The organism is Parendozoicomonas verongulae, from assembly GCF_009711465.1.
Classification (GTDB): domain Bacteria; phylum Pseudomonadota; class Gammaproteobacteria; order Pseudomonadales; family Endozoicomonadaceae; genus Sansalvadorimonas; species Sansalvadorimonas verongulae.
The window spans coordinates 1-23,070 of the sequence record NZ_SMME01000812.1; the positions used below are offsets into that span (position 1 = coordinate 1).

The window sequence follows — 23,070 nt, forward strand, 5'->3', positions numbered from 1 at the left end:
TTCAAGCAACCGTCATGGGTAACTTAGCCGGCTTCTTCCATATCGTCCTGTGTGATTCCATACAGCTCTTGAAGCTCAGGAGTCCATGCAGGTAGAGATTTGTCATATTCTGCAAGCTCTGCTTCAAGCTGGCTGTAGTAGTCGTCTGTTAGTTCATTGGGCATTGTTCATCCTCTCGTTCTCCAGTATTACAGACCTCTTCAGGTTGGCTGTGTGTCGTATCTGCTGGTGGTTTACTTGGGCTGCTAGTTTGATGGCATAGCGAATTGCCTTGTTAGGTGTCTCAAGATTTAGGGCTTCCTGAAGGGCTTTAACTGCATTCCATTCAGAGCGGTATAGTTTGGTGTAATGTGTATGATGATTTTTCATTGGTTTCTCTGCTCACGCATAAGGTCGATGTAGGTTGCTGTAAATTCAGGCATCTCAGGGATGTCAGCTTTTAGGATGTAGCGGTTGATAAAATAGTCAGGAGGTATTGACAGCCTGAAGCAGACCTCAAAGCCCCTTTCAATGAAGGTTGTTGGCTGGCTATACTTTCTGGCAATCTCGTGTATGAGCACGAAAGGCTGACGTTCAATTATCTCAGCATCTGTTAGAACACGGATGTTGCTCGCGGTATATTCGCTATTCATTGGTTTTATATTGTTTTGGTTAAAAAGTAGGCGACGGAGATTACATGAACGAGGAGTAACCCTCGCTAATTTTAATTTCATGTAATCTCCGTCATGTTATTTAGGCTGCTTGTTTGATTTCTTGGAGTCTTTGAACTGGTAATATGTCCAGTCCCTGAAGAAAGGGCGTGAAACCATCTCCATGTGGGTCACGATCGAATGAGACATAAAGGGTCTTGACAGCCCCACAAATAGCTTTCTTATGCTCCTTTAGCAGGTCACGAAGACCATCATCGTCTCCACAGAAAGCGAGGCGTTGAGCCTCTGTACTAATTCCAACCTTCTTGAGCACTGGGGCAAGAATAAGCATAAACTTCTTCAGACCAACACTATTGACTTCCTTGTAGTGGTAGCCACTCCACCTGAAATGAAATTCAAAAGCCCATGTCTTCATTCCGAATAGGAAATATGTAGGCGTTACCATGAAGACATTCTTACTGTGATAGCGTTTTTCCTTGACAACTGCAGAACGGAGGCTGATAACAGGGAGCTTCGGAGGTAGGCCGCAGGAGGTACAGTAAGGGGAGCCTGCAGGGGTCTGTGCGTGACAGAATGAACACTCTTCAGTCTTCTTCAGGTGGGTCTTACATTCCTTACAGTTCTCATCATGCTTACCGTTCTGTGTCCCACACACAGGGCACGATATGGTGTTCACAGGTGTCTTACAGAAGGCATAACCTCCATCTTCCTGCTTGAGGTAGGCCGTACACATAGTTGCCCTGGGGCTTACTTGAGTGTGGCATGTAGGGCAGAAGATTGCTTCAGACTCTTTGCGCTCTTCATCTCCACCATCTTCCTCTGACATCTCATTCCTATGCAGGTCTGAGAGCTGGGCAGCATCAAGCAGTCGCTCAGCATTGTCTGTGAAGTCCAACACAAGGCACTCAGTCTTTCCCTCAGCCAGTCGCATACCTCGCCCTATGATTTGCTCATGTAGAGCTTTGGATGCTGTAGGGCGCATTAGGGAGAGTGTAGTGATGTTGGGAGCGTCAAAGCCTGTTGTAAGGACAGCAAGGTTAATAAGGTATTTGATTTCACCATCTTTGAAGCGCTTGAGAATTGAGTCTCTGTGCTTCGCTGGAGTGTCAGCGAGAAGGACGGCTTTGCTATCAGACTTCAATTGCTGTTCAGCCATGATAGTCTGCTCACGTGTTGCGCAGAAAAGAATACAGCCACCTTCACGGGATGACGCTACAAGCTCAGTGTGAGCTATTGCAGAACGTACTTTTGTTGTGTCATCACAGATAAATGACAGCTCTGAGCTTGTGATGTCATTACCATTGACCTTTGCTCCTTCTCCAGAGAACAATGGTTCAAGCATTGTGTTGTATTTCAGAGGTGCAAGGTATCCCATCTTCGTTAGCTCAGACTCTGAGATTGAATAGCAAACATCATCCCAATAGCAGCCCTTGCCTCCATAAATAAACCAGTTCATGACCTCCCCACCTGTCTTCAGACGATAGGGAGTTGCTGTAAGGCCAAGTGATGAGACTGAATGGTTAATCCTCTTAGCGTGACGGATTACAGTATTGTATTGAGAGGTCTCAGGTGTTCCGGCTTCAAGCCCTGCTTGGTGACACTCATCAATAATAATCAGCTTGAACTCTGGGTAGTCTTCTTCTGCCAGGCGATAGAGTGATTGAACAGAAGCAAATACAGCCCTTTCTTTCAGACACTTCTGCTTCAGACCAGCATTGAATATTGAGGGTCTTTCTCCAGTAAGAGCTTGATACTTTTCAGCGTTCTGGGAAGTTATCTCTTTGCTTCGTGAAAGCACCAGAACCTTACCTGACAGCCTTTTGATGACTTCGGCTATGATGATGCTCTTACCTGCTCCAGTGCCGAGTACAGCGATTTGAGCAGAGTTAGGATTGATAGATTTGAGGCAAGCAGAGATAGCATCCTCTTGGTATGGACGGAGTGTATACATTTAGAATAGTTGTTAAGTTAATTGGTTTGGAGGTGTCGCTAATTTTCTCAATAATTAGCGACCGGATAGCTTGTAGTGGAAAGTACGGTGTCGGAAATTTTCTCAATAATTTCCGACCGGATAGCTTGTAGTGGAAAGTATGGGTTCGGAAATTTTCTCAATAATTTCCGAACGTATAGCAGCACTAAAAGCATTATTGCTTTTGTACTGTTCGCGCATCCTGTTAAGAAGAGAGCCAATAGCATATTGACCCTCACGTTTAGCAGCTGAAGAGATAATCTCTTAGTGAACGTGCTGCATAACTACAGCTCGCTCATCGCTGGTTAAGACCCTTCCCAATGCAATGGCTACAGCTTCGCACAGTGTAGAGACGTCAATCTCTGCACCTTCAGTAATGCCATAGTCTTCGTATTCAGGGAACTCTTCACAGCCATCTTCAGGAAGCTCAATGCCAAGGTCATCAAGGACGTTGCAGATAATGGTTACAAGTTCAGATTGGGTTAAGGTTTGTGCTTGGGTTGTCATTTCAGATTTGGTTGTCATTTCAGATTGACTCATTTGTTACGTTGTCTTTAGGCAGGTGAAAAGATTGAGCAGAAGATATGATTTAAGTTGGGTTAAAGTGCGCCAGAAGTGCCTGTGATGTTATATAGAGTCTTGATAAGGTAAGGGGCACTTCTGGCGCACTTTAAAGCTAAAGTCAGGCTGCTTCTTCTCTTGGCTTCAATAGCTCATAGGCTTCATCGAAAGATATCTTCTGCATGTCAGGATATTCTGTCTGCACCCCTGCAGGGATGCGTTCAAGCTCCCATAGTTGAGCATCTTGCTTGCTTTCGATTAAGGCAATGACTTCATTCTCTTGCATGTTAATGGGGACAAGAACGCTTCCAGTCTTCTTTTTGCGTTCTTTGGTTTTAACCACATAACTCCATTCACACATCAGATAATCTGCAGGATGGCTTAAGACCATATTGAGTCGGTGCTTCTTTGCAGCAGGCTTCTTCAGGTCACTTGCAAACTCTCCATAGTCATTGACTCTTGAGACCTCACCAATTCCATCTTTCCTGCTGAACCACACAGTGGAGAACCCTTCTGCTTTAATCTTGTCTTTCAGAAGTACTTGCTTTTTAACTGCGTCATAGCTGAATAGCTCGTCAACAGTAACCCTCTGCACTTCATTGGTAAGCAAGACAACCTGGCAGCGGTGCTTACTATGAATCATCCGCATGCGATGGAGAGCTTGGTAGGTCTCTGCATCAGACATCATCTCTTTGATGGCCTGAGTCCGTGGATGAGCATAAACAAGAGTTTTCGTGTCATTAGGGTGTGATGGATCAGACATCAGATACCCTGTTTCTATGTACTCTTGCGTCATGTCAGGGGTGTCATAGCTCCAGATACTACGCTGGAAGTTCTCAATAGCATACTCTGGAACTTGATACCTTCCCAAGACGAATAACACCTGCACTCCTGCTTCAGAGAAGCGATTGTGACCGCGAGTATTACCGAAGTTAGCAGTCATGAACTCAGTTCCTTCAAAGTGATGCAGGAAGGCTTTATGGGTCACCACAGCAGCCATCCTGCCTTTAGCCATGCTCCGCATTACCTTTATTGCTTCGTCAATGCTTCCATCTTCCTCCAGCTGTTTCTTGCTGAACAAGCGGTCGTAACATTGAGACACTGAAGCTAATCCTTGGTACTTGCAGTCAAGTTTAACCTCCACCATGTCAGATTTATTGAGAAGCTCAGAGGCAACTTTGAGCTGACCAGTTGCATCAAGACAAATGAATGTGCTGTTACTGAAACGGTACTGAACCTCTTTGCGGTGATTCAAGTAGGCTTTATCACCATCAAAGCGTAGGCATTTAGATGTTTCACCGATTAACTCCATAACACCCAATACGTCTTGTAGCTTCCTCCACTTGCCTAGCTTGCGGCTATGTTCCTGTACCCACTCGTTGTACTGCTCAAGCTGCAACCTGAAGGATTCTGTAGATACCTCCCCACTCATAGCACCTTCATAATTGACCATGGGCTTCTCTGCTTGCTTCTTCTCTTCTTCTTCTGCTGTGAGCTTACGGAGAGCGTTTACAGCATCCGTGGCGAGTGCTGAGGCATACGCTTGAAGACCTCCATAATTCTTGTCTTCAACATCACGGATAATCTGCTTCCATGTCTGGGAGTCCTGAGCAGTGAATTCATAATTCCCATATATTTGCTTGGAGAAGTCCTCGTCAATGTAAGTTATGTCAGGAGAAGGAACAGAGAACTCATCTTCCTTGCTGATAGGTGTGGTGAGTACGTTGCTTGTTTGAATACGGATGTTGTATTTCTTAGCTTGCTTGTGTTCCTGGCCTTCTTCATCAGACAGAACCTCGCCGAACTGAAGTTCATAAGGGCAGCTGGTGTCTTTCTTTGGGCATACCTTGCAGAGGTTGCTGTGAGCGTATGGATTTTTACTCTCTTTCAGTGCTGCAATAAGCTCAGGTTTAGCATCACATGCAGATGCTCTGCCTTTAATGAAGCCTATTGAGATGTGCAGGTTGTTACTGACACAATACTTCTTAAATGATTCGTACACTTCAGCACCCAGCTTCAAATCAGGCACAAGATAGGAGATGGTTTTATCTGGGTTTGCTGCAGCAAATTGAGCAATCTGAGCCACTGCTTCCCGTGTCTTACCTGCCCCAGCTTCAGAAGCCAATAGGGTGTTCTTGCATTTCAGGTGAGCACATTTCAGAGCTTCACTAATACCACGTGACAGGGTTGATTTGTCTTTGGGATTACGCTTGTGTAGGGGTTGTACTATCTTGCTTGGCTTTCTGCTCTCGCCTCGGTGCATGTTAAAGTAAGCACTCCAGTCAGCAGGGGATACTTCATATCTGACAATGGCTTCACCCTCGTAAAGTGTCCCGATTGCCTGTGTCCAATGTCCAAGAGTCTTGGCAATCTCAGATTGTGAGACACCTACAGAGTGCATGTATGAATGACAGCAATTCATCATTATCTGCTTATCGTTGACTGAGAGCTTCGCTTTCTTTCCCAATTCCAATAGGGCAGATACTCGGTATACTGCAGCTGCTGGAGAGATGGACATCTTAAAGGCTTCAGTCTGTCCTGTGTTAAGAGCTTCCCGTTGAATTGATGCGGCCTTTTTACGGATAAGCTGAGGATGCTTTCCTACAGGAAGGTTTGCCCAGTCATTGAAGTCAGAACAGCCTTTGTGCTCTATTGTGAAGGCAGGATATAAGATGTCAGTACGAAGCTCTCGTGCTGTCACTGTTGCCATGCTTAACCCCGGATTACCAGAGGATTGATGGTCATTGTCAGCACAGATTGTGAACTTAGCAGGAAGACAGTAGTCACGGAACTTGCGTATGACTTTAGGAAGATTGCCTTTGTCAATGCAAACAACGATTGAACAGCTCGGGGAGTTGACATGACGAGCGAGTGTTACACCTGTTGCAAAACCTTCTACAAAGTAAATCTCTTCTGCATTGAAGACATCAGCACCAATAGCAAGAAATGCTGCCTCTTTCACTCCCCCTTTAGCAAGCCTCTTACTTCCGTCAGGGTAGATGCGTTGGAATGTCTGGAGCTGACCTGAGAGGCTATGGAACGGAATAAGAAGAGCACCATCAATATCCATCTTGATTGGAAGCGATGAGAGCCTTGGAATTGCTATGCGCTTGGCTGTTAGGTAGTTGTGGGTGCTGCGTCCGTTCAGTACAGCTGCATTGTCGTATGGTGTTGGGTCAAACCTCTTAGCGGGTGCTTGATGTTGTGCTCTGGATGGCAGAGGATTATTGAATGTTTTGTCTTCGCACTTGTGACAATAGGTATTGCCATTTTCAAAGATTACTACGGTATCGCTTCCGCCACACTTGGAGCAGGCAGAGCGTTGAATTACGTTTGTCATAAAGTGTTGTCACTCATTTGAATACGCTCTCTGAAGCCCATTCACTACCATCCCAAACCATTAAGCAACTAATGGCAGTGACAACAGAGAACGTATTCAGATGAACGGTTTGGATTTTTGTTCTCTCAGATGGGGCTGAGATTTGTTTCTGTGGTTATCTTGTTAAATAGCGGGAACACTCATAGCTGGCGTTCAGAATATGAGCGAATGCTAATTACTGTTGCAGTGTCGTACAAATGATGCTATGTCACGCTTTATTGCTAGGTGACATGCAAATAGTCAGGCTGGTAGCTGGCTGTAGGCTTCCCCGATGGAAGTTATATCCATATATTTAGGTGTAATTACCGATTGGGTACGTGTGCATGTGTATCACCTAGATGAGAATGATTCTTATCTTTGAGACTATCTTGGGATAAATGCAGGAGAGTGGAGAGAGGCTTCTGCCTGTAAAACCTCTCAGGAGGCTCCGTATTGCCCTGTGTTGAGCTTAGGCTTTTAATTCCTAAAACGCCCCTCCTTATTTTGAGTGCTCTTACAGCTCACTACAGGAGCTTCTACAGGATTCTTGATTTCTGAATATGCTTCTCTGGCGATAGCAAGACACACCATCTCATTGATTTCTTTACCTTCTGCTTCGGCCTTTGCCTGCAGGTCTGACATTATGTCTTTGGGAATGCGGAATGTTTGCATGTTACTTTGTTTCATTGTTGAGTCTTTAGGGAAGGGTAAAAAGATGTTCAGGAGATTTGTATCTGCTTCAGCATTGCCTGATACTTTTCTATTGCTTCAGTCCTGTTCTGCTGGTGGTAGGTATCAATCTGTTCGTCAGACCATGTGGCAGGAACAAACATTCCCTTGTTTCTCTCATGCCATTGCATTGTCCTTGCGTGGGACTCTTCAAGCAATGACACCATCCTCTCCTTATCTCCCCTCCTGGCTGCCTTGGTGAACTCTGCTTTCTGCTCATACCCTACATCTATGTTCACGTAATCAGCGGATTCAATGGAGTACCCTACGGATTGTAGTAACTCATAGCGTGCCTTCTGGTCACTCCCCTTACTGATGATGTCTTTCAGTAGCTGTTCGCTTGGCTGCCAGTTACACTTAAAGTGTGCTCGTATTACAGCATACATTGTTCCCTGCCTTCTGAAGCCCTTCATGGGTATTGTGAGACCCTCCTTTCTCATTTGCTTCAGGATGGCTAGCAGCTCTTCCCATTCCTCATACTCAATATGCAGCAATGCAAACCTAATATGTCTTTGGGAACGCTCGTAGTCAGCTTTAAGCTGGGCTTCATCTTCCCTTTCTGCTTGCTCTCGGCTGGCTTCAGCCTTTGCCCTGCTCTCTAGTTCTACCTCTCCTCGATAGTTAGGGCTGTAGTACAGTGTGGTGTCAAGGTCACGGTAAAGCCTCCCGGCTTCACGTAGGGTCTTCATTGCCCGGCTTGCTGAAGGCTCCATGATGTTCAGGCTGCGAGCTACAGAGGCTACAGTCAATCCCTCCATTCCCTTCTGCTCTGCTAGTGCAAGGATTGCTTTCTGGTTCTTACTGGTTCGTTTCATGGTATTAAGTGTTGGGGGTGACGATAAGGCATAAGACCCTTTGCAGGGTATTAACATTAGTGGGGATGGTGAAGGATGCTGAGGTGGGAGTCAAGTAAGTGTTGGGGGTGCCGAAACCGCATAAGGTACTTTGTCACCCCCTAACATTAAAGAATGGGAAGGCATAAAGCAAAAGACCACACAATGGCGGCCTTTTGGTGTTTCACTTCACCAAATGGATAGACTCCCATCTACTCTCATTCCACCGTGAGCTACCTGAGGGTATTAGCTCTGGACTTTCCGCAATGCTTTCAGCTGCTGTTAATATACCTGCTGCAAATACACCATCTGGTGAGCCAGCACAGACATAACCTGTTGCATAGCTTATTGCATTGTATATCTTCACAGGGTCATAACCCTTCTCTACTGAAAGAGTATATTGGGCAGGAGACAGTGGAGCTATAACCGATAGGATAGCTTCAGGCTTATCAAGCCCTGTACTGAGATCTCGCATCGCATCACGGCATGTGTAGCTTGTGAGGTCATCTATTGTTAGGTTACCTGCAAAGCCGTGCTGTGTAGATGCAGCCATTGTCAGACTAGAGGTTGCGAGTAATGTCACTGTTGCAACAAATTTCTTGAACATTGCTTCATTTATGTGTGGTGAGTCTTCTGTCAGACTACCAGCATTGCATCCCGCCATCTGTTAGGTATTCTCGAAGCAAAGCGCGTTCTCCTTAATACAGAAAAAGACCACACAGAGGCGGTCTTCTAGTAAGCTCTTAGGGAAGCTTTCAGCTTGCTTCACGCAGCTTTAAGATAACGATACAGGGTAGCTACACCTATACCAGCAGCCCTTGCAGCCTCCTCTTTTTTAAGACCCTTGCCCAGCAGCTCAACAGCATAAGCACACTTCTTAACAGTCTCAGGGTTAGCCTTACGCCCTGTGAGCCTACCCTCAGCTTTAGCCTTGGCAATGCCTTCAGCTTGCCTGCGTCGTCTGTCCTCGTAGTCTTTGCGTGCAGTGGTAGCCAGAATCTCAAGCAATAGATTATTTACGTGAACCAGTATGTCTCCTACCAGACCACCACTAGAGGCATTAAGAACCATGTGGCTAGTTGGTAGGTCAAGAGAAACAATATGTATCCCTTTGTCTTCAATAGCTCGCTTCAGTTTCTTCCAGTTGTCTGCTGATAGACGTGTTAGACGGTCTACAGCTTCAATAAGGAGGACATCACCCTTACCAGCAACATCCAACAGCTGCATAAGCGCAGGGCGTTCAAGCGTTGCACCAGATTCGTTTTCAATGAACCACTGTTCAGGCTCTTGGTTGTTCTCCTGTATGAAGTCATTCAGTACAGACTTTGCTCTGGTAGCGTCTTGTTCTTTGGTACTTGCTCGCAGGTATGGGAAAAGTTTCACTTTAGTAGTCTTCTATCACTTGGCTTAAATTTGATGCTTAAATGATAATTCTATCAATTAAGCCTTTCAAGTACCTTTTGATAGAAATCTATCACATAGGTTTGCGTTTTCCTGTGGGTATACCTTTTGATAGATGACACACAGCAGATAGAGCACACGGAAGGATGGGCAGAAGATGTGATTAGTGTTGGGTCTGCACTCCAGGTCACTTAGGGAATGAGCCTCTGCACCATGATTCAAGAAAGCTCCTGTAAGCCCTTTCAACGCCTTCTGTCGTCTACCCACCAAACCACACTACCAACATCATCAGAACGCCTTAGAACGCAACACAGGAGCTTCTAGGACTATCCTCGCTGCCTGGCTTATGGGGGACACGCGAGGCGAAGCCTAATGTCAAAAGACCACAGAGATTTTTATAGTGAAAAGCTGGTGGATGGTGATAGTACGTAGACTTTAAGTATTACCCCTTTTTCGCCCAAATTGGCGAAAACTCATTCACTGTCTTTCACTACTCTGCTTTCTTCTTCTCTGCTTTTCTTGTCTTTCCAGAACAAACGTCCCAGTCACGGGAGCGGGAGCGACCTCTGTTACTGAAATTCTGATAAAAAGAATGATATTCTGATTGTAGACGTACTAGACCTACTAGGTGTAGCTCTGATAGGATTACTCAATAGCCGTGTTAGAGCTACTCTTAATTCAAACAGACCTAGGGTTTATAATGTCGTCAATATCATTTGCATATCTGGAATCAGCCATCATGAAAGTTACCGATGAAGACCTAGAAGGTCTCCCTTATGCTGAACGCTGGTTACTGGTCTTGATGGCAACTCTTTGTGATTCCAAGACTGGTACACACTTTTGGAGTCAGAAGCGAATAGCAGCCAAGGCAGGTATGTCACTGAGCAAGCTTAAACGAACGCTGAATACTCTCCAAAAGTCTGGACATATCACAATAACCAGCGGGAAGGAACAAAGCTCAAGCAACCTTTATCGGGTCAATCTGGAACCTGTCATCAGGCAGAAAGCAAGGGAAGCGTATGCCAATGGTGAGACCTATCCAAAACCGAAGACCTTTGAAGAGAAGATGACTGACAGGACTTGGGCTGATAAAGGTTTTGCTTTGGAGGGTGATGGAGAATGACAGCTATAGTACATCCACGTGAATTCGGTTTTCTGTCTCCAAGTGAGCGGTGGGTATTGGTAGCATCAGCCAACCTTTGCTCGCAAGGTGATAGTCACGCAACGCCATTAAATCTTTTTGCACATATTACAGGGTTCTCAGTGGCTACACTGAAAAAACATCTCAAGCGCCTTGAAGAGCTGCATAAAATTGAAATTGATTGGAGTAACTGTAAACATGCAGTAACAACTTTCAAACATAAGCATGGCTGGGAGATAACTCACGCTGTATGTGATGAAGATTATGCTTACCCAGTGAAATGACCCTAAAGCATGCGACTGTACGCCCACGCTTCGACACTCAGCTTTGCTGAATCACATTTGATGCGCATACAGTCGCCTGTTTTTTAACCAATCTGCTCTTTAATCCATTAAACCAACCACATCACTAGCTTTAAGATTTACATACCTACTCAACTGAGAAAGACACTTGTGACCAGAGATGACTTTGAGCTGTGCTACTGACATACCTTTCAGTGCATACTTCGTTATAGCTGTATGCCTTAAGTCATGAAAGCGTAGGTCTATGATACCTGTACGAATACAAGCTCTCTGCATGGCTCCAGTGACACCATCCTTTGAAACACTGAATATCTTTCCATGGGTTCTAACTCCAAGATTCCTAATGGTATCAATGGCTCTACTATTTAGGGGGACTTCACGACTCTCTCCATTCTTCGTGTCATACAACTCTAGCTTTCGCCTTCCAATATCTACATACTCCCATTTGATAGAAAGAATCTCTGACCTGCGCATTGCTGTTTCGATGGCAAGAATGAAAATAGGGCGCATTTTATCAGATACATTGTCAAGTATTAGCCTCTGTTCATTCATGCTTGCTATTCGATTTCTTGGCTTATTCTCCTTGGGAAGGGAAACAAGACGGACAGGGTTCTTTACATCAATCCTGAGCTTGTTAATTGCAAAGGTGTACACACGGGATATAAACAGTAGGTCTTTCCGTACAGTTGTTCCTGACAGCTTCTTAAGGCGTTCATCCCGTATTCTATCTAGATGAAGGGGTGTCAGTGTATCCAGACAGTGAAGTTCAAGGGAAGGCTTCAGGCGGCGTATATAGCTTGCTTCACCAAGCTTGTGATTCACATGCTCAATGTACTGGGAAAGGATGTCTATAAATGTAGGAAGGATAGCTTTTTGAGCATCGACTATTGACTCTTCAATATCACCAGCCCACTGCTGTGCTTGGGGTTTTCGTTTGAATGTTTTGCTCTTGAAGACACCGTTTTTCCTAACGATAGCCTTCCATTGGTTTGTCTTTGTTTTGACGAATGTAGCCATTAGTGTACCTTTAGGCGAGGTACAGACTACGCATGGCGTGAAACCACCAGTTATGAACCGCTTAATATCCGAGCTTAGGAGGCGGCAGTTTTATCCGGTTAAACTATGGGGACCCGATTGCCTACTGCAGTAAGAGTAGTTCCCTTTCACAAACGTGCGTACCAATTCGTGGCAGGAGTGACACTATTTTAACGAAAAACTGCTAACTCCTTCAATAGCTTACCTTGACTTTTCCTTTCGGAGTTCGGTATTTCGCATTCTTCCTGTAGTGTGTCACCTTGTAACAGTACTCGGATTTCGAGTGTAGGATTTGTTATCCTAATACAGATTCGTTCAATCCTTGTATGACTCCGGATGTTTGCTCAGGCAGAGTTTCTCTCCTACTTATGCCGAGCAGATACAACTTCGTCCCTTGGGGCCGATAATAACAATAGTTTCTTCACATAGACCTTTGGTGAGGGTAAAGATGCTGCATCAACTCAAATCTGGCCTGAAAGCGGCCTTGTTCCTTATGGTTCTTGGTGGCTCCGGCACATTACAGGCGGCTGCTACTGTCAGCCACAATGATCCCTGGGAATCGGTTAACCGTGTCACCTTCGCCTTCAACGATAAGCTGGATAGCTGGATTCTCAAACCTGTAGCAACAGGCTATGACACTATCACCCCAGACCCTGTTCAAGGCTTGGTTTCCAACTTCTTCCAGAACCTCGGAGAGATTCGTAACTTCGCGAATGAACTGCTGCAATTCCGCATCAGGGATGCAGGTGTGACCGCAGGTCGTTTCGTACTGAACAGTACTGTCGGTATGCTAGGGCTGCTGGATGTGGGTAGTGCTGTTGGTCTGGAGTATAAGTATCAGGACTTTGGCCTGACCCTGGCTCACTGGAACGTGCCATCTGGCCCGTACGTAGTGTTGCCATTATTCGGCCCGCGTACAGTGCGCTCTTCTGCTGGTCTGTACCCGGATATGCAACTGCAGCCCATCAATCATGTTCAGGACAGCCATGACAGGCTGATTCTGCAGTCGACCGATCTCGTCAGTCTCCGTGCCCAGCTGCTGAAGCAGGAAGGGCTGATTGTGGGTGATAAGTACACCTTTATTCGAGACGCTTACCTACAGCGTCGGGACTTCCTCCTGACCGGTGAAACACCGCAGGATGACTTCTAACTCTTTGCGCCTTTTCTAGCAGGGGGAGCTTATCTCCCTCTGCCGCCCTTCCCCTTCCTCTCTTTTCCACTATTCTTCAGGCTCTGTCTATCCACGTACCCTATCCCTTCTTGCACACTTATCTGTGAGGGAGTAATGTCAAAGCCGTTAAGTAAAGCTATATGTTCAGTCTGTCTGAGTGGACCAAATCTCTTAGTCAACCCAGCCAGGGACAGGTGGGGCTATGAATCGAGACAATAGCAGGTTACTGGTTATTGATGACGATGCCATCGTCAGGGACAGCATCGTTGCCTATCTGAAAGACAGCGGTTTTCAAGTGCTGGAAGCGGAAAATGGCGAGCATGGTCTTGACGTTTTCCGTGAGCACACCCCCGATCTTATTCTTTGCGATCTTCGTATGCCCAAACTGGATGGGCTTGGTGTGCTCAGGCGTGTGAGGAAGGAATCCCCGGAAACACCTTTTATCGTTGTTTCTGGTGCCGGGGTGATGGCTGATGTAGTGGAGGCCCTCCGTTTAGGAGCCAGTGATTACATTATCAAGCCTATTGTTGATCTCGAAGTGCTTGAGCATGCGGTTAATCGCTCCCTCGATAATGCCGAACTGGCTCTTCAGAACTGCAGATACCGGGAAAGTCTGGAAGAGGCTATAAAATCACTGAGAGAGAGCCTCGAAGTGCTGCGCACAGACCAGAAGGCCGGACGACAGGTTCAGATGAAAATGCTCCCCCAGGGGCCGTTTCGGTTTGATAATTACTTTATCGATTACAAAATTATTCCCTCCCTCTATCTCAGTGGCGATTTTGTGGATTATTTTCCCATTAACGACCACTGCTTTGGCTTCTATCTGGCCGATGTATCAGGTCATGGAGCGTCCTCAGCCTTTGTAACAGTGCTGTTAAAGCATATGTCTATGTCGTTACTGCATGAGTATAAGATGCGGGGGCAAGAGCGCCCGATTCGCCCCTCACTCGTTCTTTCCACCATCAACCGCAATCTGTTGAGCAGTGAACTGGGTAAACATGTGACGGTATTTGGGGGGGTGATTGATACCAAGGCCAACACGCTTACATACTCTATAGGCGGGCACTTTCCCTTGCCGATTTTGAGCATGGGGGGAAAGTCCAGATACATAGAGGGGCAAGGGTTACCGGTAGGTTTGTTCGAGAATGCGGAGTTTGTGGATGTGACAATTGACTTGTCTGGCCCATTTACTTTAACTATCTTCTCGGACGGAATTCTTGAGGTTTTGCCTCAGGAAACCTTGAAGGAAAAAGAGCAGTACCTGCTGTCTGTAATAGATGAAAAGGCTGACTCTGTGGAAACAGTAATGTCACGGCTTGCTGTGCAGGATCTGCATGAAGCGCCGGATGATATTGCCTTGCTGGTGTTAGGCGGAAGGGCTGAATGAGCGCGGGAAAAATCCAGTATGCCGAATCGGACGGCAGCTTTATTCTGAAATTTGTTGGGGATGTACGTTTAACGTTGTGTTCAACGCTGGACAAAATGCTTGAATCCATTCTCAAACAGCCGGGTATAAAGTCCGTCATTATTGACCTCACCGAAACAGGTGGCATCGATAGCACCTCTCTTGGTTTGCTGGCGAGGTTATCTATCCAGTCCCAGAAGTGTTTCGGCATTGTGCCCACTATCGTTTCTACAAACGAGGACATCAATCGTATTCTGGTGACGATGGGCTTTGATAAGGTCTTTTTTATCGTTACCGCTGCAAGTGATGACAGTGTGGAAATGCTGAAAGACGTGCCCTGTGAAGACGGTTCTGAGCAGGATGTGATGGACAAGGTGTTGGAAGCTCACAAAACCCTTATGAATTTGAACGAGCATAACCGGCAGGAATTTCAGAATCTGGTTGATCGTCTGGAGCGGGATCGTAAGGCAGGTAAAGCCCTGTAAGCGCCCTCCCAGCGTCTAGGCTAGCCAAGGGGAGGGGCTACAATCAGGCATCAGCTATTTGCGATAGCAGCCAGAGTCTGCTCCAGTTTCACCTGATCTGCGGCAAAGTTGCGGATACCTTCTGCCAGTTTCTCTGTCGCCATAGCATCTTCATTCATTGCCCATCGGAAGGTGTTCTCAGCCAGGGAAGATTGCTTGTCATCAGAGAACGGATTGCTGGCGTCAAGCTTGCGTTCAACGGTACCGGTACTGTTTTCCAGCTCTTCCAGAAAGTTAGGGCCAATGGTCAGGCGATCACAGCCAGCCAGCTCCAGGATTTCCCCCGTGTTGCGGAAGCTGGCACCCATGACTACGGTGTCGTAGCCATTGGCTTTGTAATAGTTGTAGATGCGAGATACGGACATCACGCCGGGGTCTTCTGCCGCAGGGAAACTGTCACGGCCGGTGGATTTCTTGTACCAGTCCAGAATGCGGCCAACGAAAGGTGAAATCAGGTACACTCCAGCATCGGCACAGGCGCTGGCCTGTGTGAAGCCGAACAGCAAAGTCAGATTTGTTTGAATCCCTTCCTTCTCAAGCTTCTGGGCAGCACGAATCCCTTCCCAGGTAGAGGCAATCTTGATAAGTACGCGATCTTTGCCGATGCCTTCATTTTCATACAACTCAATCAGGCGATGGGCCTTATCTACAGTAGCACGGGTATTGAAAGATAAACGAGCATCCACTTCTGTAGAAATTCGGCCGGGGATAAGGCTCAGAATTTCCTTGCCAATCAGTACTGACAACTTGTCGGTGGCATGGTGAAGAATGTCTGTCTGGCCACGACCTAGTTGTTTGCCAAATGCCAGAGAGGTTTTTACATGCTCTTCATAGACTGGCAGGCCGGCTGCCTTGAGCAGCAGCGTTGGGTTTGTGGTTGCGTCCTGAGGGCGATAGCGGCGAATTGCATCGATATCACCAGTATCGGCTACTACGGTGGTCAGAGATTTCAGTTGTTCCAGTTGATTCATATCATCGTTCCTGGTTCAGCAGGCAGGCAAAAGGCACTGGCTTCTCTCAGCAGTTCGGCCATGGCATCCGGACGGTGAGCATTTTCACTTAACAGTCTGCGGAAGCGTCTGGCCCCCGGCATACCGTTAAACAGGCCCAGCATATGGCGGGAAATGTGATTGAGAGCGTGCTTTTCATGACTATCAATATGTTGTTGTACATAAGGTATCATTTTTTCAACAACATCGTGTCGGGTGAAGGAGCGATGTTCCTGACCAAAAATGCGGTGGTCGGCCTCTGCCAGAATCCAGGGGTTGTTATAGGCTTCCCGACCAATCATTACGCCATCGACGTGTTTCAGGTGTGCTTCGGTCTGATCAAGGGTGGTGATGCCACCGTTAATAATAATTTCCAGATCTGGAAAGGTCTGCTTTAAGCGGTGAACCCAGTCGTACTTAAGGGGTGGAATATCCCGGTTCTCTTTCGGGCTTAACCCTTCAAGAATAGCGATACGGGCATGTACGATAAAGGTTCTGCATCCTGTGTCTGCAACTGTACCAACAAAGCTCACCAGTTCGTCCCAGCTCTCACGACCATTGACGCCTATACGGTGTTTGATCGTTACAGGAATGCTGGTGGCATCCTGCATGGCTTTGATACAATCCGCGACCAGAACCGGTTCTTTCATCAGGCAGGCACCAATACCGCCGTTTTGAACACGGTCGCTGGGACACCCCACATTCAGGTTGACTTCATCGTAACTCCACTGTTCGGCATAGCGGCTGCATTGGGCAAGATCCGCTGGTGTGCTGCCGCCAATCTGCAGAGCAATGGGATGTTCTGTTTCGTTGTAACGGAGGAAGCGTTCCCGGTCTCCATGGATCAGGGCACCACTGGTAACCATCTCTGTATAAAGAAGCGTATTGCGAGAAATCAGGCGCAGGAAGTAGCGGCAGTGACGGTCAGTCCAGTCCATCATGGGCGCTACAGAAAGTCTTCTATTCATTAAAAATCAATAACTTACGGTTGTATGCACAAGATTATAGCGCATTTTTGATTATCTGGTGTTCACGTAACTTACTGATTTTAAAGGAATATAAATTCCGCTGTTTTACCTGATGTGACAATATTTGTGCCAATATTGGGACAATGAAAAAACAGACAGTGGCAACTATACGCAAACGAACGGGAAGGAAGGGTAACACTCGATAGCGCAGTTTTTAATGGTTGACCTGTGTCAGTAGTCTGGTCCTCCTCCTATATAGTGCCTGTCAGGAAACAATCCCTTGAGCAGCAAGGGCTTTGGCAGACTTTCTACTGCGAAGTTTTCGGATAGACACTATATAGCCTTCTCATCAGTGTCAATCAGCAAAAACTGCGCTATCGAGTTATACAGCTTTGGATACCGGATTCCAGAAAGTTACGATGACGAAGGGGGGATGGGTTAACTCTCCAAAACACTGGTTCCCTTATATAAACCAGAGTCACATTAGTGAAAACCGAGTAAAAGCCCTCTTACGCTTAAGTCTTCATCAAGGTCAGGCCAGTGTATCCCATCACCTTCTCCAAGTAATTCCCAATTATTGCGCTGCTTCTGTGTCCCACTGGCCAAGGATGGAAACCAGGATATGGGGACAAGTATGACACGCCCATCAACCAAATTGACAATCAGCTCAGAGTCAGAAAAGCTTACATCCTGAGCCAAAGGGTGTGCTTCAACCTTTAAAGTATTCATTCCATGCCTCCTGCAGTCGGTCTCGATTATTCTCTACATACTTGTGGAGTTCCCTGATTTCTTTGGCAGAAAATCTTGTTGAAGTGGCCAGCATGACAGGCTTCAGCCAAAATTTTGCCAGAGCCTTGTCTCTTTGAATCCAGCATAAGTGCGGGAAGTTACGGTGCCGCGGCGATGTCACGGGATGTGGTATAGAAGGTTTGCAAGGGTAATCGCTTTGTAGCAACGCGTTCTTCAGTGGGCTCTTCGAAATGTGATTCTTCAAGAGCCCCAGAAAAAGGTAGGGGAAAAGAAAAGCTGGATTCAAGTATCAAGCCCTGTCGAAACAGGGCTCTGTTGTCATGCTGAACTTACCCACTCTCCTATATGTGGAAAATCAGGTGTCAACTAAAAATCATACTGGGCTTTGGCAACAAAGCTGTGTGCGTGGAACTTTTTCATCCAGCCATAGTTGTAGCTCAGGGTAAAGGTTGTGTTCTGGTCGTAGCCCATATTGGCGGCCAGCCCAAAGTCGTAACGATTCTTGGCTGGCTTAGCACCAGTAACTGTAAAGCTGCTACCACCGCCTGCATAGCGGCCAGTCATAGTTATGGGGTCATCCTTGAAGTTATGGAAGTACATCAGGCTCACTTCAGGTTTGAGCATCATCTTATCCATGCTTGCATCGCCTATTACCTTGCCTCCAAAACCTATCTCCATGATTTTGAAATCATCGTTTTTCACTGCCCCGTAGGACAATATGGCAGCAGTCGAGCCACTTGGTTTTTCACGATATTTATCCGTTTTGATATTCGCCATATGGAAAGCAACCTGAGGCTGAAGAGTGAACTCTGTTTTCTCGTCAATCGCCCAGGGGAAGCGCCAGCCACCTAACAGCCCTGCGTCCCAGGTCCTGGTGTCGTACCTGGCTTTATTCAGGTGACCCTGAGTGTACCTTTTGGCATCGTTTGATCTGAACTCGTAGCCGACACGTCCATCTACAAAAGCCGGACCTTCATTCCAGGTTCCATACAGACTGAAGGTGTGTCCATCGCTCTTCATGGAGTTATGGGAACCATCCTTGTCACTCAAATCATCTTTTGAATAGGTATAGGCCAGGCCTACTGTTGCAATATCATCGATTACACTGGTATCTGCGCCCAATGTGAAACCATTGAGTCTGGACTCAAATCCAGCCACACCATCCTTCAGTTTTTGAGTTGCATCGTTATAGGCATACTGGAGCCAAAATCCACCAGATTCCAACATGTCACCGGAGGAAATACCTGTGCGCTGACCTGATTGGCGCCCCCCTATGGCACTGGCAGCAAGCTGGGCACCGGCCACTGCGGCAGCGACAGCACGGCCAGAGTTGTCTGGTGTTATTTCACGGGCAATACGTTTCAAAGCACCTGGATCTTGAGCACTTTCACTAATCAAATCGCCAATCCATTTCTCCAGACTGGCTCCAGCCTGATACGCCATTGCCACTGTCCGAACAGAAGAACTGTTAGCACCGATGGCTTGAAGATTCTTAACTACCCTTTTCAACGGCTGTTCACCGCTGTCAGCGGGCGCGGGAAGGGGTAATATTCGATTACGAATGTCAGGGTACTTACTGGTTTCTCCTCCCACAGAATCCAGTTTGACTTGCTCGATGCTTACCAACGTTATTGGATCATCATTATCACTGAGGGTTTCACCTACCCAGTCGTCTGACTCGTCTCCAGCCTTCATTGCCATTGGCATAGCCTGAAGAGATGAATTGTTAGCACCGATGGATTGAAGATCCTTACTGGTTTCTCCTCCCACATAACTCAGTTTGACTTGCTTGTCACCAACAGATGCCTGATAGCGGATATTCATATCATCGGTAGAGACAGCCACTTTGTCAGGAGCTGTCAGACTGGCAGAAGCACTATAGAGAATGAACTCTTTGCTGGGATCAACACCTTGCTTAAATGCATCCGTCAGCTTCAACTTAACAAGGCTCTCAGGGGACAAAGAGACTGTCTCAGCCTGGATAAAGGGCTGTGATGAACTTGTTTTAACATCCAGTGTTGCCTCAACTGTTCCCTGCTGATTATAGAATTTCAGCTCAAGGCTCTGGCCCGGGTCAATAGTCAGAGTTTTGCCTGAATAAACAGTGAGCCCTGATGACTTGGTGCTTTTAAACACAGAAGAGTTATATGACGCCTTCATATGAATCTGGGCAAAGCCAGAAACTTCTGATGCCCCTTTACCCTGTAAGTAGAGTTGATCCCCTGCCTTTGAATTACCACGAAGTTTGCTGGCCCCTTGTGTTGCGTTGAAGTTCAAAGTCATAGCCGGACGTTTGGAGGCATGGGTCATGTCAATATCAAGACTTTCGGATGAAGATGCAGTATTGACAGTGAAAACTTTCATCTCAGTAGTCGGTGTAAAAGTGAGCCCCAATGTATTTTTTGAGGAGCTGCTTTGTGTTTCATCCGTTACTTTCGTTGAAGAGGCATTGAGATTGAGAGTTGTCAGATTCTCAGTGTTTTGAGCCTGAAAGCCAGCACCCTGGACATTGAGCGCTTCGACACTGTGAACCTCACCGAGTTGACCACTTGAATAAAGATTCAATGTGGTCACCGGCCCGGCTCCGTGAATGGACAAAGGCTGTTTGGTGTCAAACGACAAGGTGCCAGCAGCCGCACTTTCCGAACCTGCCTGCCCCACATTGATGATATTCACTGGAGCGTTAACAGTCAGTTTGGTAGTCCCTTTGATAGTGCCGGTTGTTGATCCACCGGCTTCGCTGACCGTCACCTCCGGCACAGTCAGGCTTGCAAGCTTTGCATCCTTTCCTATGTCCAGTTTACTGATTGCCCCGGTTCCACTGACGGTAACTTCATTGTTTGTGATCAGTGCCAGCTCATTGCTTTTGCCAGAGCTTTTAACGCTTGTACCTACAGCCAGACTGTCAATGGCATACACTCCGTGAGCCAGTGATGTTGTATCCGTGAGTGTGCCAACCTTCCAACCTGTACCGCTGACGGTGACATCGGTCACTGTCAGGTCGCCAATCCAGGCATCCTGTCCTATGTCCAGTTTACTGATTGCACCCTCACCACTGATTGCAACCTCTTTGTCTGTCAATAGTGCAAGCTCGTTGGGATTGGCTGGCGCAGAAACATTGGTACCGACTGCCAGACTTTCAATGGCATTACCTCCATAAGACAGCGATGTTGTGTCCGTGAGTGTGCCAACTTTCCAGCCCTTACCGCTAACGATGACATCAGGCACTGTCAAGTCGCCAAGTTTGGCATCCTGCCCTATGTCCAGTTTGCTGATCGTGCCTTCACCATTGATTGCAACCTTTTTGTCTGTCTTCAGCGCCAGCTCGTTTTTATTGCCTGAGGTTTTAACATTGGTACCGACTGCCAGACTGGCAATGGCATTGTCTCCGTGAGATAGTGAAGTTGTGTCTGTGAGTGTGCCAACTTTCCAGTCCGTTCCACTGACAGTTACGCTGGGTACATTCAGCTCACCGATTTGAGCTTCTGCTCCAATATTCAGATGCTCGATAGTTGCGCCTTCGCTGACGGTTAAGGCGCTGGCCCCTGTTGCAAAACGCAACTGTGACTCCTTCTTGGGATCAATAGAGCTAGCGACTTCCTCCCCGGAAACATGTAAGTCAGATATTGTTATACCATCGGCCTCAAGTTTACCGGCTCCTGTTATCCAACCATCAATCTGCCACTTGGCAGATGTCTTCTCTCCTTCTGGATTTTGTATGGCAAGGGTAGAAAAGCCCGAGATGTTACTTTTGATGTGAACAGGATCACTGGGGGCAATAGTGAGTGTTTCATTGACTCCTGAATCAGGGGCTGAACCAAAACCAGCCAACTCACCATCAAAAGTTCCACCTTCAATAGAGATATCGTGATAGCCACTGTCTACAACCTTGAGGGCCTTCCCCTCACTGGCTGTAATGTTTGAAGTTCCCGAGAATATAACCGTTGGCTTCTCTGTAGCCGTTCCTCCCCCGATTGCGACAGCTACACCGTCGGCTCCAGAGTGGGTGATTGTCCCTGTATTTTTGAATACCCCTTTACCCTTCAGTGCTATACCAGTGGAATCGTTACAACCAGAAACAGTAATAGTGCCAGAGTTCTCCAGTACTCCACGAGCTTCTTCGTTGAACATACCGTGACTGGGTTGAGAGGTATCAACAGTTATCGTTCCTGCATTTTTAGCGTGGGCTATTACATCCTTATTTTCCGGCGCCGCTGGATTACTGTCGCCAGTCGACATTCCATAGCTACCTGAGGCTTTTGAAGTTACGGAAATATTGCCTTCATTCGATACAGTGGCATTTCGCAGCATAGCATTTGTAGGCGAATGATCCGGAGCATTTTCCTCCTGAACATATTTGATGGCTGCCTTCATACCCACAGACTGATCGCCGGATACCGTGATTTGACCATCCTTTTTATTCGTGGCTTCCCCTTCTGTGACCAAAATACCCAGCGCCTTATTTGACCTGACCTCAATGGTACCGCTGTTTTGAGCGCTGGCATTTCCGCTGTCGTCTTTCTTGCTGTAGATCAGAATACCTTTTGGGGCAGTGTTTACCGTTACACTGTCTGCAGTTTTCCCCCATACTGTCAGAGTACCCTTATTGTCTACAACAGTATTATTACCTCTGGCACCTATACCTGTTACTGAGGATGGGACTGCTTCGCTAGCAGCAGTTATCACACGACTACCAGAGATATTATTTACCTTTGATTCAGGGGCATCAGCAGAAATCATAGGTTTTCCAACTTCACCTAATTCTGCAACCCCTTGCACAGTTCCGGCATTAGTAAAGGTGCCGCCTATTACGTGGATATTATGGCTAGCATTCGTGCAGATGTGAGCAGGGTTTTCAATCTCCCAGTCCGAATCGACGGTTTTAGTTTCCCAAGTAGGCCAGCCATAAAGATTAACGCAATCTGCATAACCATAAGCACAAAATCCAGCACTAACCGCAAGCGCCAGTGGCTTCAAAAGAAAACAGGCTTTTCCAGAAGATCCACAACGCACAACTGCGCCACAAGAATAGGTTGAGCAGGCCATACATACACTCCAGCTTCGCAACACTCGCTTGTAAGGCAACCACGCTGTCTCACAAACCATGACTTGGAATGAGCATAAAAAGTAAAGTCAGGAGGGAGTTTAGTTTAGGATTCTGGGCGACGGCTGTCGTTAATAAAAAGTTGATCCAGCGCTTGTTCATGTATCACCATCACCAGCATAGTCTTCAGCCTCAAATTACGGGCAATAGCAGGGAAAACGCACGAAACCCCTTGATATC

The 23,070-nt window shown here is 46.8% G+C and carries 20 protein-coding genes; 5 read left to right on the forward strand and 15 right to left on the reverse strand.

Translation table 11 applies throughout. From position 1 onward, the window contains the following. Positions 1 to 23: 23 nt before the first annotated feature. The 9 genes from E1189_RS09310 to E1189_RS09350 all read right to left on the reverse strand — a co-directional run bounded on the left by E1189_RS09310 (position 24) and on the right by E1189_RS09350 (position 9,483). The gene (locus E1189_RS09310) at positions 24 to 164 is read right to left on the reverse strand and encodes a hypothetical protein (RefSeq protein WP_155159801.1); all 141 of its coding nucleotides are present in this window, start codon (positions 162 to 164) and stop codon (positions 24 to 26) included. A gap of 201 nt (positions 165 to 365) precedes the next feature. Next, complete coding sequence (locus E1189_RS09315) at positions 366 to 713, reverse strand: hypothetical protein (protein ID WP_155159802.1); 348 nt, start codon at positions 711 to 713, stop codon at positions 366 to 368. Positions 714 to 732: 19 nt separating this feature from the next. Next, complete coding sequence (locus E1189_RS09320; RefSeq protein ID WP_155159803.1) at positions 733 to 2,601, reverse strand: DEAD/DEAH box helicase; 1,869 nt, start codon at positions 2,599 to 2,601, stop codon at positions 733 to 735. Between the two features lie 282 nt (positions 2,602 to 2,883). Further along, positions 2,884 to 3,144, reverse strand: a complete 261-nt coding sequence (locus tag E1189_RS09325) for a hypothetical protein (RefSeq protein WP_155159804.1) — start codon at positions 3,142 to 3,144, stop codon at positions 2,884 to 2,886. Between the two features lie 157 nt (positions 3,145 to 3,301). Next, complete coding sequence (locus tag E1189_RS09330; protein ID WP_196221350.1) at positions 3,302 to 6,250, reverse strand: hypothetical protein; 2,949 nt, start codon at positions 6,248 to 6,250, stop codon at positions 3,302 to 3,304. 765 nt (positions 6,251 to 7,015) lie between these two features. Then, on the reverse strand, positions 7,016 to 7,225 hold the full coding sequence (locus E1189_RS09335; protein WP_155159806.1) for a hypothetical protein: 210 nt from the start codon (positions 7,223 to 7,225) through the stop codon (positions 7,016 to 7,018). Positions 7,226 to 7,257: 32 nt separating this feature from the next. Next, a complete protein-coding gene (locus tag E1189_RS09340; protein WP_155159807.1) occupies positions 7,258 to 8,082 on the reverse strand; it encodes a hypothetical protein in 825 nt (274 codons plus the stop codon). A 202-nt stretch (positions 8,083 to 8,284) separates the two neighbouring features. Further along, positions 8,285 to 8,764 (reverse strand): hypothetical protein, encoded by a 480-nt coding sequence (locus E1189_RS09345; RefSeq protein ID WP_155159808.1) that lies wholly within the window; start codon positions 8,762 to 8,764, stop codon positions 8,285 to 8,287. Positions 8,765 to 8,865: 101 nt separating this feature from the next. Further along, positions 8,866 to 9,483: a recombinase family protein gene (locus tag E1189_RS09350; protein ID WP_329601962.1), complete on the reverse strand. Its 618-nt coding sequence runs from the start codon at positions 9,481 to 9,483 to the stop codon at positions 8,866 to 8,868. 757 nt (positions 9,484 to 10,240) lie between these two features. On the opposite strand from E1189_RS09350, the gene E1189_RS09355 reads away from it, so the two are divergent. Both E1189_RS09355 and E1189_RS09360 read left to right on the forward strand, forming a co-directional pair. Further along, on the forward strand, positions 10,241 to 10,624 hold the full coding sequence (locus tag E1189_RS09355; protein ID WP_155159809.1) for a helix-turn-helix domain-containing protein: 384 nt from the start codon (positions 10,241 to 10,243) through the stop codon (positions 10,622 to 10,624). Then, positions 10,621 to 10,926, forward strand: a complete 306-nt coding sequence (locus E1189_RS09360) for a hypothetical protein (protein WP_155159810.1) — start codon at positions 10,621 to 10,623, stop codon at positions 10,924 to 10,926. Before E1189_RS09355 ends, E1189_RS09360 begins: the two co-directional genes overlap by 4 nt. 99 nt (positions 10,927 to 11,025) lie before the next feature. Here E1189_RS09360 and E1189_RS09365 read toward each other — a convergent pair whose 3' ends face one another. Then, positions 11,026 to 11,961, reverse strand: a complete 936-nt coding sequence (locus tag E1189_RS09365; RefSeq protein WP_155159811.1) for a tyrosine-type recombinase/integrase — start codon at positions 11,959 to 11,961, stop codon at positions 11,026 to 11,028. Between the two features lie 466 nt (positions 11,962 to 12,427). On the opposite strand from E1189_RS09365, the gene E1189_RS09370 reads away from it, so the two are divergent. The 3 genes from E1189_RS09370 to E1189_RS09380 all read left to right on the forward strand — a co-directional run bounded on the left by E1189_RS09370 (position 12,428) and on the right by E1189_RS09380 (position 15,040). Further along, on the forward strand, positions 12,428 to 13,129 hold the full coding sequence (locus tag E1189_RS09370; RefSeq protein ID WP_155159812.1) for an MlaA family lipoprotein: 702 nt from the start codon (positions 12,428 to 12,430) through the stop codon (positions 13,127 to 13,129). A 223-nt stretch (positions 13,130 to 13,352) separates the two neighbouring features. Then, positions 13,353 to 14,537, forward strand: coding sequence for a SpoIIE family protein phosphatase (locus tag E1189_RS09375; protein ID WP_155159813.1), 1,185 nt, complete (start codon positions 13,353 to 13,355; stop codon positions 14,535 to 14,537). Beyond that, a complete protein-coding gene (locus E1189_RS09380) occupies positions 14,534 to 15,040 on the forward strand; it encodes an STAS domain-containing protein (RefSeq protein ID WP_155159814.1) in 507 nt (168 codons plus the stop codon). The genes E1189_RS09375 and E1189_RS09380 overlap by 4 nt, the downstream gene beginning before the upstream one ends. A 50-nt stretch (positions 15,041 to 15,090) precedes the next feature. Here E1189_RS09380 and tal read toward each other — a convergent pair whose 3' ends face one another. The 5 genes from tal to E1189_RS09405 form a co-directional block, all read right to left on the reverse strand. Further along, positions 15,091 to 16,050 (reverse strand): transaldolase, encoded by a 960-nt coding sequence (tal, locus tag E1189_RS09385; RefSeq protein ID WP_155159815.1) that lies wholly within the window; start codon positions 16,048 to 16,050, stop codon positions 15,091 to 15,093. Next, the gene (dusA, locus tag E1189_RS09390) at positions 16,047 to 17,036 is read right to left on the reverse strand and encodes a tRNA dihydrouridine(20/20a) synthase DusA (protein WP_155159816.1); all 990 of its coding nucleotides are present in this window, start codon (positions 17,034 to 17,036) and stop codon (positions 16,047 to 16,049) included. Before dusA ends, tal begins: the two co-directional genes overlap by 4 nt. Before the next feature lie 483 nt (positions 17,037 to 17,519). Next, positions 17,520 to 17,765 carry a DUF2442 domain-containing protein gene (locus E1189_RS09395; RefSeq protein WP_155159817.1) on the reverse strand — a complete coding sequence of 82 codons (246 nt, stop codon included), beginning with the start codon at positions 17,763 to 17,765 and terminating at the stop codon, positions 17,520 to 17,522. After that, positions 17,746 to 17,946 carry a DUF4160 domain-containing protein gene (locus E1189_RS26240; protein WP_408014715.1) on the reverse strand — a complete coding sequence of 67 codons (201 nt, stop codon included), beginning with the start codon at positions 17,944 to 17,946 and terminating at the stop codon, positions 17,746 to 17,748. Before E1189_RS26240 ends, E1189_RS09395 begins: the two co-directional genes overlap by 20 nt. Positions 17,947 to 18,152: 206 nt before the next feature. Beyond that, positions 18,153 to 22,832: an autotransporter outer membrane beta-barrel domain-containing protein gene (locus E1189_RS09405; RefSeq protein ID WP_196221351.1), complete on the reverse strand. Its 4,680-nt coding sequence runs from the start codon at positions 22,830 to 22,832 to the stop codon at positions 18,153 to 18,155. Positions 22,833 to 23,070: the final 238 nt, after the last annotated feature.

Bases quoted from the DNA above. Each gene is read 5' to 3' on its own strand.
- E1189_RS09310 (WP_155159801.1), bottom strand. From the start codon at position 164: ATGCCCAATGAACTAACAGACGACTACTACAGCCAGCTTGAAGCAGAG.
- E1189_RS09315 (WP_155159802.1), bottom strand. From the start codon at position 713: ATGAAATTAAAATTAGCGAGGGTTACTCCTCGTTCATGTAATCTCCGT.
- E1189_RS09320 (WP_155159803.1), bottom strand. From the start codon at position 2,601: ATGTATACACTCCGTCCATACCAAGAGGATGCTATCTCTGCTTGCCTC.
- E1189_RS09325 (WP_155159804.1), bottom strand. From the start codon at position 3,144: ATGACAACCAAATCTGAAATGACAACCCAAGCACAAACCTTAACCCAA.
- E1189_RS09330 (WP_196221350.1), bottom strand. From the start codon at position 6,250: ATGGATATTGATGGTGCTCTTCTTATTCCGTTCCATAGCCTCTCAGGT.
- E1189_RS09335 (WP_155159806.1), bottom strand. From the start codon at position 7,225: ATGAAACAAAGTAACATGCAAACATTCCGCATTCCCAAAGACATAATG.
- E1189_RS09340 (WP_155159807.1), bottom strand. From the start codon at position 8,082: ATGAAACGAACCAGTAAGAACCAGAAAGCAATCCTTGCACTAGCAGAG.
- E1189_RS09345 (WP_155159808.1), bottom strand. From the start codon at position 8,764: ATGGCGGGATGCAATGCTGGTAGTCTGACAGAAGACTCACCACACATA.
- E1189_RS09355 (WP_155159809.1), top strand. From the start codon at position 10,241: ATGAAAGTTACCGATGAAGACCTAGAAGGTCTCCCTTATGCTGAACGC.
- E1189_RS09360 (WP_155159810.1), top strand. From the start codon at position 10,621: ATGACAGCTATAGTACATCCACGTGAATTCGGTTTTCTGTCTCCAAGT.
- E1189_RS09365 (WP_155159811.1), bottom strand. From the start codon at position 11,961: ATGGCTACATTCGTCAAAACAAAGACAAACCAATGGAAGGCTATCGTT.
- E1189_RS09370 (WP_155159812.1), top strand. From the start codon at position 12,428: ATGCTGCATCAACTCAAATCTGGCCTGAAAGCGGCCTTGTTCCTTATG.
- E1189_RS09375 (WP_155159813.1), top strand. From the start codon at position 13,353: ATGAATCGAGACAATAGCAGGTTACTGGTTATTGATGACGATGCCATC.
- E1189_RS09380 (WP_155159814.1), top strand. From the start codon at position 14,534: ATGAGCGCGGGAAAAATCCAGTATGCCGAATCGGACGGCAGCTTTATT.
- tal (WP_155159815.1), bottom strand. From the start codon at position 16,050: ATGAATCAACTGGAACAACTGAAATCTCTGACCACCGTAGTAGCCGAT.
- dusA (WP_155159816.1), bottom strand. From the start codon at position 17,036: ATGAATAGAAGACTTTCTGTAGCGCCCATGATGGACTGGACTGACCGT.
- E1189_RS09395 (WP_155159817.1), bottom strand. From the start codon at position 17,765: ATGAATACTTTAAAGGTTGAAGCACACCCTTTGGCTCAGGATGTAAGC.
- E1189_RS09405 (WP_196221351.1), bottom strand. From the start codon at position 22,832: ATGGCCTGCTCAACCTATTCTTGTGGCGCAGTTGTGCGTTGTGGATCT.